The sequence below is a fragment of the Mixta tenebrionis genome (assembly GCF_006517625.1).
Classification (GTDB): domain Bacteria; phylum Pseudomonadota; class Gammaproteobacteria; order Enterobacterales; family Enterobacteriaceae; genus Mixta; species Mixta tenebrionis.
The window spans coordinates 588,832-604,719 of the sequence record NZ_VHQI01000001.1; the positions used below are offsets into that span (position 1 = coordinate 588,832).

The window sequence follows — 15,888 nt, forward strand, 5'->3', positions numbered from 1 at the left end:
TCAGTGTGCTCCTGCGCTACCTTCGCTTTTAACCGGCGAAAGCAGGAAACAGAGGGGAATCAGGATAAAGGCAATGATGCCCAGTCCAGTAAAGACATCTACATAGGCGAGGATGCGCGCCTGCACAATCATTTGCTGATAGAGCTGGCCGGTAGCCAGCGCCAGCGGATCGCCCGCCGCCGAAGTGAAATCGCGTATCGCCTGCGCCCAACGCTCCAGCGTCATATTGAACTGCTCGTTAAGCGGCGACATGTTATGCACCAGATGCGCGCTGCGTACCTGCTCGCGCTCGGTAATTCCGGCGGTGGAGAGTGAAATACCGATCGAGCCGGCCACGTTGCGAAACATGGTAAACAGCGCCGACGCGTCCGCATTCAGCCGTTGCGGAATCGTAGCGAAAGCGATGGTGGTCAGCGGCACAAACAGAAAGCCGAGGCCGATGGACTGCGCGCTACGCATCAGCACCAGCGTGGTAAAATCGACCTGCGGCGTCAGCGTGGCGGAATAGAACATCGACAGCATCAGACAAAGAAAGCCGAAGGCGATAATCCAGCGCGTCTGCACCAGCGGCATCAGCTTCAGCACCAGCGGAATGGTCAGCACGATTAAGATCGCTCCCGGCGACAGCACCAGCCCCGACCAGGTGGCGGTATAGCCTAAATCCTGCTGCGCCAGCTGCGGCAGCACGACCGAGCTGCCGTAAAGGATCAACGCCATCCCCGCCATCAGCAGGCCGGAAACCCAGAAGTTGCGATCGCGCATTACACCGATTTCCACTACCGGCCGGCGGGCGTACACCAGCCAGTAAACCGCTCCCACCAGGCCGATAAAGGTCATCACGGCGAAAAACTGGATAAAGTGCGAGGCGAACCAGTCTTCATCCTCACCGCGATCCAGCATCACCTGCAAACAGCCCAGCCCCAAAGTAATCAGGCAGATGCCGATATAATCGATATTCAGCCTGCCTTTCGCCCAGCGTTTTTCCCACGGCGGATCTTCCAGCAGCTGATAAATGGCCAACGTAGAGAGGACGCCAACCGGCACGTTAATAAAGAACACCCAGCGCCAGCTAAAGTTATCGGTAATCCAGCCGCCGAGCGTCGGCCCTACCACCGGCGCGACGATAATCGCAATCGCCGAGAGGCCGAAGGCTTTGCCGCGATCTTCCGGCTTAAAGTAGTCGAGCAGCACCGACTGCTGCACCGGCTGTAATCCGCCGCCGAAAAAGCCCTGCATAATACGGAACAGAATAATCTGCCACAGTTCAGTCGCGATGCCGCACAGGAAAGAGCTGACGGTAAACATCACAATGCAGATAAGAAAATATTGCTTACGACCAAACAGGCGGCTGAAAAAGGCGGAGATAGGCAGCACAATGCCGTTTGCCACCAGATAGGAGGTTAATACCCAGGTGGATTCGTCATAGCTGGAAGAGAGCGTCCCGGCGATATGCGGCAACGCAACGTTGACAATAGTGGTATCCAGGATCTCCATGAATACCGCCAGCGTCACCGTTACCGCCACCAGCCAGGGATTGCTGGTTGGCTGCCAGCTTTGGCTCTGGCTCATTCCACCGTCACCTTAGGCGCGACCGAAAGTCCCAGCGGCAGAGGCTTATCAGGATTCAGCCCTTTATCAATAACGATTTTGACCGGCACGCGCTGCACGATTTTGACAAAGTTGCCGGTGGCGTTTTCCGCCGGGAAGGCGGAGAAGCGCGAGCCGGATCCCATCTGGATGCTGTCTACGTGCCCTTCCAGCTCCATGTCCGGCCAGGCATCGACGCTGATTGTGACCCTGTCACCTGGGTTCATGCGCTCCAGCTGCGACTCTTTAAAGTTCGCCACGATCCAGATATCGGGCGACACCAGCGAAAAGAGCGAGCCGCCCGCCTGCACCAGCGTTCCGGTCTGCACGTTGCGTTTGGTGACGAAGCCGTCATAGGGCGCGCGCACTTCGGTATAGGAGAGGTTCAGTTCCGCCGTATTTAGCTGCGCCTGCGCCTGCGCCACCTGCTGGCGGCGCGCCTCAACGTTGGTTTCCTGCTGGCGAATTTGCAAATCAACCTGCGAGGCGACTTCCACCTGTGCTTTGGCGCTTTGCAGCTGCGCCTGCGCCGATCGCAGCTGGGCGTTGGCGGTATCAATATTACGCTGCGAGGTGGCGCGCGGATCGACGCCGCGTAAACGACGATAGTCCGCCTCAGCATTCATCAGGTTGGCTTCCGCCTGCGCCTGCTGCGCCAGCGCCCGATCGCGCTGTGCCGGATACTGAACGCGTGACAGCGCCAGCTGCGCTTCCGCCTGATGTAGCTGCGCCTCAGCCAGCGCCAGCTGAGCTTTGGCCTGATCGCGCTGCGCTTCATTGTCACGCGGATCGATCACCAGTAGCAGATCGCCTTTCTTGACGCGCTGGTTGTCATCAACCAGCAGCTTAACCACATAGCCGGAGGTTTTGGCGGCAATGGTTACCGCATTTCCTTCGGTAAAGGCATCGTCAGTCGTTTCTTCATTGCGCGTGGTAAACCAGAAGAAAAATGCCACAATCAGCATCACCAGCACCACAATGCCGAGGACAATCAGCGGCTTTTTGCCGGGGCGCTTACGCGGCTGTTCATCCTGCTGCTGATCGTCTTTATTCTGCTGATTATTCTGCTTTTTTTGCGCTTCCTGCGGCGGCGGCGATTGATCGTCGTCGGAAGATTTATCAGTTGTCTGCGTCATCGTTTTTCTCTTGCTGGTAACCATCGATCCTGAAGTGCGGTTCAAGGATAACCATAGAAAGAAAAACGGCAAATACCAGGATTTATTGACAAATTTCCCCTGGATAAGAGCGTTGCCTCATCAGATGGCGTCGTTTCGTTAGTGCAACAACAGCCAGAGCCCCCAGCCGCACAGCATGGCCCACAGCAGCATCGGGATGGAAAAGAGGTGAAATTGCCACCAGATGCGGCGATCCTGCGCCATCCGCAGCGCAATCAGGTTCGCCAGCGACCCCGGCAGCAGGCCGAAGCCGCCGATATTGACCGCCCAGGCCAGCAGCGCATTAGCCGACAGAAACGGCAGCAGCAGAATGGTGGCGGGCACATTGCTGATAACCTGCGAAAGCCCTATCGCTAACAGAAAACGCGTGCCTTCGTCCGCCTGGCTCAGCGTCTGCATACTCTGCTGCAGCGCTGGTAACTGCGTCAGCAGATGCACGTCGATAAACATCGCAATAAAGACCACCAGCAGACTCCAGTCGATCTGTAGCACCACCCGCCGCGCCAGCAGCAGGTAAGCCGCGAAAATCGGCAGCAGCGCCCATGCCGCCAGCTTCAGCTCCAGCGCCATAATAAACAGCAGATAAAGCGCCACGCTGAGCCAGAGCAGCGAACGGCGCCAGCTGATCGGCGGCTGCGCCTGCTGCCGGATAGGCCGGGCGCGGAAGGCGAAGCCGGTCAGCAGCAGCAGGCTGAGCAAAATAGCCGTCGCCGGCGGCAGCATCTGCCAGATAAAGGCGCCGAAGCTTGCTCCGCTGGTGCCCCACAGCAGAATATTTTGCGGATTGCCGATAGGCGTCAGCATCGAACCGGCATTGACCGCCAGCGCTTCGAAGATAATCAGGCGCATCACCGGCAGCGTCGTAGTCTGACGCAGCGTCAGGGTCAGCGGCACCAGAATAAACAGCGCCACATCGTTAGTAAGAAAGGTAGACAGCAGCGCCGCGCCGCAGACCATAAACAGCGCCAGCGCGCGCTCGTGGCGGAAGCGCCGAATCAGCTTGCGCCCCAGCACCTCAAAATAGCCGCTGGCCTCAATGCCGCGCGTCAGCATCAGCAGGCCGCACAGCGTAACGATGGTGTGCCAGTCTACGGCAGCGGGCAGATCGCGCCAGCGAAAAGGGACTATGCAGGCCAGCCCCAGACCCAGCAATAGCAGCAGGTGCAAAAAGCGGTCATGCAGAAACGGCTTAAGTAAGGTTGCCATAGCGGCCTGTAGTAATAGGGGAAGCTACTGGCGGCTTTCGCAGAACTGACGAAAAACGCGCAGGGTTTCATCGCTGACGTGATGCTCGATCCCTTCCGCATCGCGCCGGGCGGTATCGGGGCTGATGCCCAGCGCCAGCAGAAACATCTCCACGATGTGATGACGCGCCCGGCTCTCTTCCGCCAGCTTTTCACCTTCGCCGGTAAGGAATACGCCGCGGTAAGGCACCTGCTCCACCAGGCCGGCGCTGCCGAGGCGCTTGAGCATTTTAGCCACCGTTGGCTGAGAAACGCCCAGCCGCGCAGCCATATCCACCTGACGCGCCTCGCCAAATTCGCGAATCAAATCGGAGATCAGCTCAACGTAGTCATCAATCAACTCACGACGATGCGCTTCGCGAACCTGCCGGAAACCTTCGACATGCTCTTCTATTTCTTTTAATGGCCCGTTAAGCGCGGCGGGTGCGGGCTTTGCGCGACGACTCATTCAGCTTCCTCTTATTTTTCAACCGGTCATTATCAGTCGCTGCCGGCCTGTGAGTGCCACATTGTAAACCATCGGCAACGAAGCACAAATTTTCGCTATTTAGCATTGGCTAAGGGATATAGCCAGTGCTATATTTGTTGATAAAGTAGCCAGCCCGACAGCAAAGGAGCCCGGAAATGTATGAACCTTACCTGCTGCTGCTGTTATTTCTGCTGTTTATAGCGGGGCTGTGCATGTTGCTCGCCAGAAGATAAACCGGAGGTTTCCATGAACACAATGAGACGCTGCCTTGACTGTGGCAGGTGTGTTCAGCGCTCACGTCAGGTCGGCTCCGACTGGAGAAGTTTGCTCTGCCTGCTGACGCGCTCGCCCTTCCGCCTGCGTCTGGCGCTGCTGGCCTTGCTTAGCGGGCGTTGCTCCGCAGGCGCTTCCTGCTCACGCCCGATCTGGCGCGGCCCGGCGGATTCCAGCCCGCGCGGTTGACTCGGGCTTTATCTGAAAAGCGCAGCTTTGCGCCGCGCAGAGACAAAAAAACGGCCCTTCTCAGGGCCGTTTTTGTTATCCTACCTGCGGGCAAGATTAGAAGCTGTAGCCGACGCCTGCGATCCAGGTGCCAACGTCAACGCTGCGGATACGGCTCTGCTCGTAGCCTACGTCGATAGCGAAGTTTTCGTACGGGTTGAACTGCAGACCGGCGCCGTAAGAAACGCCAACGTCGCTGGAGTCAGTTTTGTTACGAACAGCCTGCTCGTTCTGCTGGAATTTACCGTAGCCGATACCTACTACGCCGTAGATGCTCGCCCAGTCGTTAAAACGGTAAGCCGGACCACCGGTGATGCTGTAGTATTGGCCTTTGTTGTAAAAGCCGTTTTCGCTACGATCTTTCTCGGTATAGGTGAAAGAACCGATCCAACCCAGCGGGTTAGAACCATCTTCGTAGCGATATTTCAGGTTGAAGCCGTTAGCTTTGTTCGCAACGCCCTGCATATCGCTCTGAGCGTAACCGCCAGTAACGGTGCTTTGCGCCATTGCGGAACCGGCAGTAACAGCCAGTACACAAGCCAGTGCTGAAAGACATGTAATTTTTTTCATAACCACCTCAAATGTGATAGTACTTCTCTCCTGACAACGCTGAAAATATAACAAAACTCAGCGGGAAACTCTGCCTTGAAATCATTGTCTAACAGATAGTTTCGTGTAACAGAAAGTTAATGGATTGTCGCAGGTTGTTCATTTTACTTAAAAAATCCTGTTTTCCCCCGCCTGGCGTCGTCGAGATAAAAAAAGGTTCATTAAGATAGTTCTTAAATAAATCTGACACTTCTTTACGCAAAACGACGGAAAAACGCTCACAATTTCATCAGCGCCGGCTAAAAATTTCCTCTGCCGCAGGAAAATTTTTCTCTTCTGTCGATCTTTCAGGGAGGTGGCGCGTAAACTAATCGCTCCCTACCCGCTCATGGATAACAAGGCAGATTGAAGGATGTCTTTTCGTTCCCTACGCAGCACCTTTACCTCATCACAAGCGATTTTACCGCTGACCGTTTTACTGATTGCGATGATTTCCATACAGGGCGGCGCCGCCCTGGCAAAATCACTGTTCCCCAGCGCCGGCGCGCCGGGCATTACCGCGTTGCGCCTTAGCCTGGGTACGCTCATCCTCTGTATCATTTTCAAACCCTGGCGGCTGCGCTTTGATGCGCGGCAGCGTAAGGCGCTGGTACTTTACGGGCTGGCGCTGGGCGGCATGAACTATCTGTTCTATCTTTCCATCAGCACCGTGCCGCTGGGCGTAGCGGTCGCGCTGGAGTTTACCGGCCCGCTGGCGCTGGCGCTGTTTGGCTCGCGACGTCCGCGCGATTTTATCTGGGTGCTGATAGCGGTGCTGGGGCTGTGGTGGCTGCTGCCGCTGGGCCAGAGCATCAACCATGTCGATCCGCAGGGCGCCGCGCTGGCGGTGGGCGCCGGCGTCTGCTGGGCTATTTATATTCTGGCCGGTCAGCGCGCCGGGGCGGGACACGGCCCGGCAACGGTAGCGGCAGGTTCGGTTATCGCCTCGATAATTTTTGTTCCGCTCGGCCTGACTTTCGCCGCCGAAGGCATCTGGCAGCTGTCGCTGCTGCCGCTGGCGCTGGCGGTAGCGGTGCTGTCTACCGCGCTGCCCTACTCGTTGGAGATGATGGCGCTGACGCGGCTGCCGGCATCGACTTTCGGCACGCTGACCAGCCTGGAGCCAGCAATGGGCGCGCTCTCCGGCATGATTTTTCTTGGCGAGTCGCTTACGCTGGTGCAGTGGCTGGGACTGCTGGCGATCGTTATCGCTTCGGCAGGCGCGACTATCACCAGCCGTCCACGTAAAGCCACTGTTGTCGCGCTTGATAAGCGCGCCCAGTAAATATTTATAGCTGTTACCGTTCAGCCTGTTTGACCAGGCTGAATATTTCCTGCCTGTGGCGCTTAATATTATTCCGGCGCCGGCGCGCGGCGGATGATTATATTTTGTAAAACTTAATAAAATTAATTAACCGTTATGTTTCCGCCGCGCCTGTAAAACAAAATACACTTAATATCAATAAATTATAATTAAACCATGCGCTGGTAAGGTTCGATCGGTCTGTTAGCGCCGCCGGAAAAAATAAAAAAATCGCTTTGCTGACAAATCGATAAAGCCTATTCAAGCAACAGGCAGCAACTTTCCGGCAGCCTCACAATCCGGTGCTATACTTAATCCCGTGCTTAATTAGGACAAACGACATTAGAGGATAATAATGATGAGTACCGCAAAACTGGTTAAAACGAATTCTTCCGATCTGATCTACACCCGTAACAACGTGGCAGAGAACGAGAAAAAAGCCACCATCGAGGTACTTAATCGTCTGGTTGTCGAATTCATCGACCTGTCGCTGATCACTAAACAGGCGCACTGGAACATGCGTGGCGCTAACTTTATCGGCGTACATGAAATGCTGGACGGCTTCCGTACCGCCATTACCGATCACCAGGATACCATGGCTGAACGTGTGGTACAGCTCGGCGGCGTCGCGCTGGGCACCGCGCAGGTAGTGGCGGATAAAACCCCACTTCAGAGCTACCCGCTGAACATTCACAGCGTGCAGGATCATCTGAAGGCGCTGGCGGATCGTTACGGTCTGGTCGCCAATGACGTGCGCAAAGCCATTACTGAAGTGAATGACGAAGATACGGCGGATATCTTTACCGCTGCCTCACGCGATCTGGATAAATTCCTGTGGTTCATTGAATCCAACATCGAATAAGCACTGAAGCCAGTATCAAATAAGCGTTCGCGCTTTACCGCCAACGAAAAACGGATGGGAGACCATCCGTTTTTTTGCTTTTTTATTGCTGCTTTATGACTCATTTAACAATTTAGTCACTTATTTATTTCCCTTTTGCCGCTTTTCAGGCTCAATCTGAGTCTCCTGCTGCACTGACAGGCAGCAATGCACCAAAACGAGGCGTTAGTTTAGTGCAGTCGCGGAATTATCCGCCTGAACCGCTCCGTTACGCTTGTTAACCCCTTGTTTAGATGGCAGATAAAAGTTGGCATAGTTTTTTCATATGACCAGCGGCAACAGCGGCGCAACGCGCGCCGCGTCGGTAATAAGGATAAAATGATGAAGTCTGTTTTTAAGTTCACCCTCGCCGCGTTAGCGCTGGCCTGCGCCGTCTCCTCCACGGCGGCGGAAAAACCGCTGCTGGTAGCCACGGATACCGCCTTCGTCCCCTTTGAGTTCAAGCAGGGTGATAAATATGTCGGCTTTGATATTGATTTATGGGACGCCATCGCAAAGCAGCTCAATCTCACTTACAGCCTGAAGCCTATGGACTTCAGCGGCATTATTCCGGCGCTGCAAACGCGTAACGTCGATCTGGCGCTGGCCGGCATCACTATTACCGACGAACGTAAAAAAGCGATCGATTTCAGCGACGGCTATTACAAAAGCGGTCTGCTGGTGATGGTCAAAGCGAATAATAACGAGGTGAAAAGCATTGACGATCTGAATGGCAAAGTGGTGGCGGTAAAGAGCGGTACCGGTTCGGTTGACTATGCCAAAACGCATATCAAAACTAAAGATCTGCGCCAGTTCCCGAATATTGACAACGCCTATATGGAGCTGGGCACTAACCGTGCCGATGCGGTACTGCACGATACGCCGAATATTCTCTACTTTATTCATACCGCCGGGCGCGGAAAGTTTAAGGCGGTAGGCGATTCGCTGGAAGCACAGCAATATGGCATCGCTCTGCCGAAAGGCAGCGACGAACTGCGCAACAAGATTAACGGCGCGCTGAAAACCCTGCACGATAACGGCACCTACAATACCATCTATAAAAAATGGTTCGGCAGCGAGCCTAAATAATCTGCTTCCCGCAAGGGTTTTATACGTCAGGGATGCCATGCATCCCTGCGTTTGTTTGTTGTAACCATGACGGATAGCTTCCGGAGAAAACACCATGGAATTTGACTGGAGCGTCATTTGGCCTTCCCTGCCGCTGCTGCTGACGGGAGCCAAAATGACGTTGCTCATCTCTGTGCTTGGTCTGCTGGGCGGGCTGGTTATCGGCGTCATTGCCGGTTTCGCCCGCGCTTACGGCGGCTGGCTGACGAATAATATCGCGCTGGTTTTTATCGAGCTGATTCGCGGCACGCCGATTGTAGTGCAGGTGATGTTTATCTATTTCGCTCTGCCGATGGCGCTCCCCGATCTGCGCATCGATCCCTTTACCGCTGCGGTGGTCACTATCATGATTAACTCAGGCGCCTACATTGCGGAAATTACCCGCGGCGCGGTGCTGTCGATTCATAACGGCTTCCGCGAGGCGGGGCTGGCGCTTGGCCTGTCGCGACGCGAAACGCTGCGCTATGTAATTATGCCGCTGGCCCTGCGTCGTATGCTGCCGCCGCTGGGCAACCAGTGGATCGTCAGCATCAAGGATACCTCGCTGTTTATCGTCATCGGCGTGGCGGAACTGACGCGTCAGGGTCAGGAAATCATTGCCGGTAACTTCCGCGCGCTGGAAATTTGGAGCGCGGTGGCGATTATCTATCTGGTTATTACGCTGGTGTTAAGCTTCGCGCTGCGGCGCCTTGAAAAAAGGATGAAAATCCTGTGATTGAATTTAAAAACGTCTGCAAGCATTTTGGGCAAACCCAGGTGCTGCATAATATCGATCTGCAAATAAATCAGGGTGAAGTGGTGGTGATTATCGGCCCTTCCGGCTCCGGTAAATCCACCCTGCTGCGCTGCATTAACAAGCTGGAGGAGATCACCAGCGGCGAGCTGATCGTGGACGGCCTGAAAGTCAACGATCCTAAGGTGGACGAGCGTCTGATCCGCCAGGAGGCGGGCATGGTTTTCCAGCAGTTTCATCTGTTCCCGCAGATGACCGCGCTGGAAAACGTCGCTTTCGGTCCGATACGTGTGCGCGGCGTAAAAAAAGAGGCGGCGCATCAGCTGGCGAAAACGCTGCTGAACAAGGTGGGGCTGGCCGAGCGCGCCGGTCATTACCCTGCCGAACTTTCCGGCGGCCAGCAGCAGCGCGTGGCGATTGCGCGCGCGCTGGCGGTAAAGCCGAAGATGATGCTGTTCGACGAGCCGACCTCGGCGCTTGACCCGGAGCTGCGCCACGAAGTGTTGAAAGTGATGCAGGATCTGGCGGAAGAAGGCATGACGATGGTTATCGTTACCCACGAGGTGGGCTTCGCGCAGAAAGTGGCCTCGCGCCTGATCTTTATTGATAAAGGCCGCATAGCTGAAGATGGCGATCCCGATTCGCTGATCGCTAATCCGCCCAGCAGCCGCCTGCGCGAGTTTTTACAGCACGTTTCCTGAGGCGGCTAAACCTCTGCAAACGCAAGCGGCAGATTGCCGTAACGCGACAGGCCCGCGCCGTTTATACCGCGGGCCGTTTTATCTTCTTTTCCCGCTCCTCCTGCGCCGCCGCAATTCAGCATAGCGTCAAATAATCAGCGTCTATACTTTGCTGGCAATGTCGCCGTAGCTGTCGCCCTGAGGAAAAAGATGTTGGGAATGAACGCCGCGTGGTTACGCCTGCGCAAGGGAATCCTGTTATTACTGTGGTTTAGCCTGATACCAACGGCGCAGGCGCTATCGATGCCCGCCGCCGTTGCCAGCCAGCAGGCCCAGAAATCTGGCGCCCCTGCGCCCCAGCATGAACCGACGCCGGAAGAAAAAAGAGCAGCCTGGAGCGCGCTGGCGACCATTCTGGAAAACGATCAATCACGCGAAGAGCTGATTGAACAACTGCGTAACGCCGCCGCCAGCCCCAGCAACGCCGTCGCGCCAGAGCTGACGCCGCCTGTCGCGCAGGAAGAGGAAGAAAAAACCATCCTGCAGAGCGTTACCGAGGTGACGCGCCAGTATGGCGGCCGGTTCGCCGGCAGCTTTATTCACCTTTACCGCAATATCGCCTCTGCCCCGCATAAGGCTTTTAATCAACAGACCTTTTTCAACGCGCTTAACCATTTCCTGATGCTCGCCGTCGCGCTGTTCGCCTTCTACTGGCTGATCCGCACGCTGGTTTCGCCGCTTTACCGGCGCATGGGCCTGTGGGGACGAAAAAAGAGCGGCCTCCCCGGCAGCTGGCTGCATCTGCCGCTGACCATTGTCGGCGCCTTTGCTATCGATCTGCTGCTGCTGGCGCTGGCGCTGTTTGTCGGCCAGATCCTTAGCGATAATCTCAATGCCGGCAGCCGCACTATCGCCTGGCAGCAGGGACTGTTTCTCAACGCCTTCGCGCTGATTGAATTTTTTAAGGCGGTGCTGCGGCTGATTTTCTGCCCGCGCTATCCGGAACTGCGCCCCTTTCCGGTGAGCGACCTGCGCGCGCGCTACTGGCATACCCGTTTGAGCTGGCTGAGCGGCCTGATTGGTTACGGCCTGCTGGTGGTAGTGCCGATCGTTTCCAATCAGGTCAACGTGCAGGTGGGCGCGCTGATTAACGTAGTGATTATGGGCCTGATGACCGGCTGGGCGCTGTGGCTGATTTTCCACAACCGACGCAATATCCAGCGCGAGCTGATTAGCCTTTCCGAGCGCTCGCTCTCGTTCTTTTCGCTGTTTATCCGCGCCTTCGCTTTTATCTGGCACTGGGTGGCCAGCGCCTATTTTATCGTGCTGTTTTTCTTTTCGATCTTTAACCCTGGCGACAGCCTGAAGTTCATGATGTCGGCTACGGTACGCAGCCTGGTGATTATCGGCCTTGGCGCGCTGGTTTCCGGCATGCTGACGCGCTGGATCAGCAAGACGATCACCCTTTCGCCGGAGACGCGCCGTGCATGGCCGGAGCTGCAAAAACGCATTAACGGCTGGCTCTCTTTTATGCTGAAGGCGGCGCGTATCCTTACCGTATTTGCCGTCGTGCTGCTGTTGCTGAACGCCTGGAATCTGTTCGATCTCTGGTACTGGCTCACCGCCGGCGCCGGCGAAAAGTTAGTGGACGTGCTGATCCGCGTGTTTATTATCCTGCTGTTCTCAGCGGTAGGCTGGACGCTGCTGGCCAGCCTGATTGAAAGCCGCCTTTCTTCCGATCTGCACGGCCGCCCGATGCCCAGCGCCCGCACGCGCACGCTGCTGACGCTGTTCCGTAACGCGCTGGCGGTAGTGATCAGCACCATTACCATTATGATCGTGCTGTCGGAAATCGGCGTCAATATCGCGCCGCTGCTGGCGGGCGCGGGCGCGCTGGGGCTGGCGATATCTTTCGGTTCGCAGACGCTGGTGAAAGATATTATTACCGGCATCTTTATTCAGTTCGAGAACGGCATGAATACCGGCGATCTGGTGACTATCGGGCCGCTGACCGGCACGGTGGAGCGTATGTCGATCCGCTCGGTCGGCGTGCGCCAGGATACCGGCGCCTATCACATTATTCCCTGGTCATCGATAACCACCTTCGCCAACTTTGTGCGCGGCATCGGCTCTTTTGTTGCTAATTATGATGTCGATCGCCGGGAAAACAGCGATCGCGCCAACGCCGCGCTGCGGGCTGCGGTAGAAGAGCTAATGACGCGCGAAGATATTCGCCCGCTGATTATCGGCGAACCGAGCTTTGCCGGGCTGGTGGGGCTGAGCGAGCGCGCCTTTACCGTGCGCGTCTCCATTACCACCCAGCCGCTGAAGCAGTGGACGGTACGTTTTGCGCTGGATGAGCTGGTGAAGAAGCACTTTGATGCGGCGGGCATTCAGGCGCCGCGCCAGACGGTGCAGCTGATGCAGCACGACGCGGCAGAAGCGGACGCCGCGACGATAAAAAGCCTGCCGGCGCCGAAATAAGTCTCAGGCGCGCGGCTTTACAAATCCCGGCGCCGTCGCTGACCGGCGGTTGGCGGGTTATCCTCAGGCGCGCGGCTTCATCAGGCGCGCCCGCGCCGCGCTCTCCATAAAGGTCCAGGCGATAAAACGGCTCTGCTTCTGCCCCTGCGCCATATCAACGATACGCACCTCGCGCGCGCCGGCATCGGCCAGCGCCTGACGCAGCGCGGGCAAATGTTCGCGGCGCGATACCAGCGAGGTGAACCAAATAACCTGACGCGCATAGTCCACGCTTTCCGCAATAGTCTGACCGATAAAGGCCAGCTCGCCGCCTTCGCACCACAGCTCACCCTGCTGTCCGCCGAAATTGAGCGGCGCATCTTTCGCCAGGCCTAAATTTCGCGCCTTGCGGGCGCTGCCCTCAGCCGCCTGTTCGCTGGAGGCGTGGAACGGCGGATTACAGATGGTGGCGTGGTAAAACTCATTCTTGTGGATGATACCGTGGAAAATATGCCGGCTTTGCGGCTGGCGACGCAGGCGGATACCGCGGCGCAGCGACGGATTAGCATCCAGAATCGCGCCCGCCGCCTTCATCGCCTGGGCGTTAACCTCGGAGCCGGTAAAGCGCCAGCCATATTCGCGATAGCCGATCAGCGGATAGATGCAGTTGGCGCCGCAGCCGATATCCAGCAGGTTAATATCGCGCGGCACCTGCTGCTGACAATCTTCCGCCAGCAAATCGGCCAGCCAGTGCAGATAATCGGCACGTCCCGGCACCGGCGGGCAGAGAAAGCCGTCCGGGATATCCCAGCGCTCGATCTGATAAAAGTGTTTCAGCAGCGCCTGATTCAGGGTTTTTACCGCCTGCGGATCGGCAAAATCGATCGAGCTTTCGCCACGCGGCGTGGTAACGATAAACGCCTGCAGCGCAGGATGGGCGGCGATCAGCGCGGGAAAATCGTAGCGCTGACGATGACGATTACGGGGATGCAGTTGACTCTTGGTGGCGGGCTGTTTCATCAGGTTCTCTCTCTGGTAACGCCGCGTAAGATACCCGCTACGGAAAAAAGCGTAAACAATTGCCGCGCATTTTTTCACGCTGAACAGGCTAAGATGAAAAGATTAACCCACGGTAAGGATCGCTATGTCTCGTCAACGCTACACCTATCAACCGCGTGCCGGTCACGGCCTGCCGCACGATCCGCTGAACGCCATTATCGCTCCCCGCCCTATCGGCTGGATTAGTTCGCAAAGCGCGGCGGGCGAGCGTAACCTGGCGCCCTACAGCTTTTTTAACTGCTTTAACTATCAGCCGCCGATTATCGGCTTCTCCAGCCAGGGCAAGAAAGACAGCGTGCGCAATATCCTGCAAACCGGCGAGTTTGTCTGGAACCTGGTGACCCGCTCGCTGGCGGAAGCGGCCAATGAAAGCTCCGCCTCGGTGCCGCACGGCGCTGATGAATTTACCCTGACCGGGCTGACGCCGCTGCCGGGCAGCCTGGTGCAGGCGCCGATGGTGGCGGAAAGCCCGGTTAATTTTGAATGCCGCCTGACGCAGCATCTGCAGTTGCATAACGCTGACGGCGCCGCGCTGGACGGCTGGCTGATTCTCGGCGAGGTGGTAGCGGTGCATATCGATACCGATCTGCTGGAAGAGGGTATTTATCAAACCAGCAAAGCGCAGCCGGTGCTGCGCGCCGGCGGCCCCAGCGCCTGGTACGGCATCAGCGAGGCGCAGCGTTTCGATCTGATTCGCCCCGACGCCCGTAAAAAAACCTGAGGATAACCCGCTATGCCATGCTGCATGGCCTGAAGGGAGGATCGCGATGAAAGTACCCGCAGCGTTAATTGCAGAGGCCATTCAGTGGCGCCGCCAGCTGCATGCCAACCCGGAGCTGGGCTACGAAGAACAGGCGACCGCCCGCTTTGTCGCCGAACAGCTGCGCAGCTTTGGGCTACAGGTGGCTACCGGCCTGGCGGGCACCGGCGTTATCGGCACGCTGGAAACCGGGCCGGGCGCAACCATCGGCCTGCGGGCCGATATGGATGCGCTGCCGATCGCCGAGCTGGGCGACAGCGCCTGGCGCTCGCAGCGTCCCGGCGTGATGCACGCCTGCGGCCATGATGGTCATACCGCCATGCTGCTGGCCAGCGCCAAATGGCTGGCGCAGACGCGCCGCTTCAGCGGCACGGTACATTTTATTTTTCAGCCGGCGGAGGAGAACCTCGGCGGCGCGCGTCGTATGGTGGAGGAGGGATTGTTTCAGCGTTTCCCGATGGAGGCGGTCTACGCGCTGCATAACTGGCCCGGTTTACCTGCAGGCGAAGCGGCGATCAACAGCGACGCGATGATGGCCTCGCTCGATTCCTTTGAAATTACCCTGAGCGGCAAAAGCTGCCACGCGGCGATGCCGGAAAGCGGCGCCGATCCGGTCGTGGCGGCGGCTCAGCTAATCGTGGCGCTGCAAACGATTCCGGCGCGGCGGCTCTCGCCGCTTGCCTCTTCGGTAGTCAGCGTGACGCAGATCCACGGCGGCGAAGCGATCAATGTGATACCGGAACAGGTTACCCTGCGCGGCACGGTGCGCTGCCTGCAAAGCGAGGTCAGAGAGAAGGTGCGCGCGCTGGTAGCCGATTTTGCCCGCACGCTGCCGCAACCGCTGGGCGTAGAGGGCGCTATTCGCTGGTATCCCGGCTATCCGGTCACGCGCAATAACGCCGACGCCGCCGCGCTGCTGCGTACAGTCGCCAGCGCGCAGTTCGGCGCAGAGCAGGTGCGCTGGCAGGTGAATCCTTCGATGGCCTCAGAGGATTTCGCCTGTATGCTGGAAGCCTGCCCCGGCGCCTATTTCTGGCTGGGCGCCGATGGCGCCACTCCTTCCCGCCCGCTGCACAACGCGCACTACGATTTTAACGATGCGCTGATTGAGCACGGCGTCGCCTTCTGGCGGCGGCTGGTGGAAACGCGGCTGCCGCTGAACGACAGCGTCGGCGGCACGCAGCCCGCTCGCTGAGGCCGATCGCCGCCGCTTGCCGCGCCCCGATGCTGGCAATGATTACCCTACCCCGGCGCCGCTTGCCGCGCCCCGGCGCTGATAATGATTACCCTACCCCGGCGCCGCTTGCCGCGCCCCGGC

The 15,888-nt window shown here is 57.5% G+C and carries 15 protein-coding genes; 9 read left to right on the forward strand and 6 right to left on the reverse strand.

Features of this window, described 5'->3' with window-relative positions:
* From FKM52_RS02680 to mntR, 4 genes are all read right to left on the reverse strand, one after another.
* Entirely contained in the window at positions 1 to 1,569 is a 1,569-nt protein-coding gene (locus FKM52_RS02680) for a DHA2 family efflux MFS transporter permease subunit (RefSeq protein WP_141174638.1), read from the reverse strand.
* Positions 1,566 to 2,723: an HlyD family secretion protein gene (locus FKM52_RS02685; RefSeq protein WP_141174639.1), complete on the reverse strand. Its 1,158-nt coding sequence runs from the start codon at positions 2,721 to 2,723 to the stop codon at positions 1,566 to 1,568. Before FKM52_RS02685 ends, FKM52_RS02680 begins: the two co-directional genes overlap by 4 nt.
* Positions 2,724 to 2,861: 138 nt before the next feature.
* On the reverse strand, positions 2,862 to 3,968 hold the full coding sequence (locus FKM52_RS02690; protein ID WP_141174640.1) for an SLC13 family permease: 1,107 nt from the start codon (positions 3,966 to 3,968) through the stop codon (positions 2,862 to 2,864).
* Between the two features lie 24 nt (positions 3,969 to 3,992).
* Positions 3,993 to 4,454, reverse strand: a complete 462-nt coding sequence (gene mntR, locus FKM52_RS02695; RefSeq protein ID WP_141174641.1) for a manganese-binding transcriptional regulator MntR — start codon at positions 4,452 to 4,454, stop codon at positions 3,993 to 3,995.
* Positions 4,455 to 4,721: 267 nt separating this feature from the next.
* Between mntR and FKM52_RS02700 the strand changes: the two genes are divergently transcribed.
* Positions 4,722 to 4,937, forward strand: a complete 216-nt coding sequence (locus FKM52_RS02700) for a hypothetical protein (protein ID WP_141174642.1) — start codon at positions 4,722 to 4,724, stop codon at positions 4,935 to 4,937.
* Positions 4,938 to 5,033: 96 nt separating this feature from the next.
* Here the strand turns inward: FKM52_RS02700 and ompX are convergent, their stop codons facing one another.
* Entirely contained in the window at positions 5,034 to 5,546 is a 513-nt protein-coding gene (ompX, locus tag FKM52_RS02705) for an outer membrane protein OmpX (RefSeq protein WP_141174643.1), read from the reverse strand.
* Between the two features lie 391 nt (positions 5,547 to 5,937).
* Here ompX and rhtA point away from each other — a divergent pair, with 391 nt between their 5' ends.
* The 6 genes from rhtA to ybiO all read left to right on the forward strand — a co-directional run bounded on the left by rhtA (position 5,938) and on the right by ybiO (position 12,772).
* A complete protein-coding gene (gene rhtA / locus FKM52_RS02710) occupies positions 5,938 to 6,849 on the forward strand; it encodes a threonine/homoserine exporter RhtA (protein WP_141174644.1) in 912 nt (303 codons plus the stop codon).
* Positions 6,850 to 7,225: 376 nt separating this feature from the next.
* A complete protein-coding gene (gene dps / locus FKM52_RS02715) occupies positions 7,226 to 7,729 on the forward strand; it encodes a DNA starvation/stationary phase protection protein Dps (RefSeq protein ID WP_141174710.1) in 504 nt (167 codons plus the stop codon).
* 360 nt (positions 7,730 to 8,089) lie between these two features.
* Positions 8,090 to 8,836 carry a glutamine ABC transporter substrate-binding protein GlnH gene (gene glnH / locus FKM52_RS02720; RefSeq protein WP_141174711.1) on the forward strand — a complete coding sequence of 249 codons (747 nt, stop codon included), beginning with the start codon at positions 8,090 to 8,092 and terminating at the stop codon, positions 8,834 to 8,836.
* Positions 8,837 to 8,930: 94 nt separating this feature from the next.
* Positions 8,931 to 9,590: a glutamine ABC transporter permease GlnP gene (gene glnP / locus FKM52_RS02725; protein WP_141174645.1), complete on the forward strand. Its 660-nt coding sequence runs from the start codon at positions 8,931 to 8,933 to the stop codon at positions 9,588 to 9,590.
* Positions 9,587 to 10,309 carry a glutamine ABC transporter ATP-binding protein GlnQ gene (gene glnQ, locus FKM52_RS02730; protein WP_141174646.1) on the forward strand — a complete coding sequence of 241 codons (723 nt, stop codon included), beginning with the start codon at positions 9,587 to 9,589 and terminating at the stop codon, positions 10,307 to 10,309. The genes glnP and glnQ overlap by 4 nt, the downstream gene beginning before the upstream one ends.
* A 189-nt stretch (positions 10,310 to 10,498) precedes the next feature.
* A complete protein-coding gene (gene ybiO, locus FKM52_RS02735; protein ID WP_141174647.1) occupies positions 10,499 to 12,772 on the forward strand; it encodes a mechanosensitive channel protein in 2,274 nt (757 codons plus the stop codon).
* Between the two features lie 63 nt (positions 12,773 to 12,835).
* On the opposite strand, the gene rlmF is transcribed toward ybiO, so the two are convergent.
* Positions 12,836 to 13,771: a 23S rRNA (adenine(1618)-N(6))-methyltransferase RlmF gene (gene rlmF / locus FKM52_RS02740; RefSeq protein ID WP_141174648.1), complete on the reverse strand. Its 936-nt coding sequence runs from the start codon at positions 13,769 to 13,771 to the stop codon at positions 12,836 to 12,838.
* 124 nt (positions 13,772 to 13,895) lie between these two features.
* Here rlmF and FKM52_RS02745 point away from each other — a divergent pair, with 124 nt between their 5' ends.
* Both FKM52_RS02745 and FKM52_RS02750 read left to right on the forward strand, forming a co-directional pair.
* Entirely contained in the window at positions 13,896 to 14,531 is a 636-nt protein-coding gene (locus FKM52_RS02745; protein ID WP_141174649.1) for a flavin reductase family protein, read from the forward strand.
* Between the two features lie 46 nt (positions 14,532 to 14,577).
* Positions 14,578 to 15,765, forward strand: coding sequence for a M20 aminoacylase family protein (locus FKM52_RS02750; protein WP_141174650.1), 1,188 nt, complete (start codon positions 14,578 to 14,580; stop codon positions 15,763 to 15,765).
* The last annotated feature ends 123 nt before the right edge of the window (positions 15,766 to 15,888 follow it).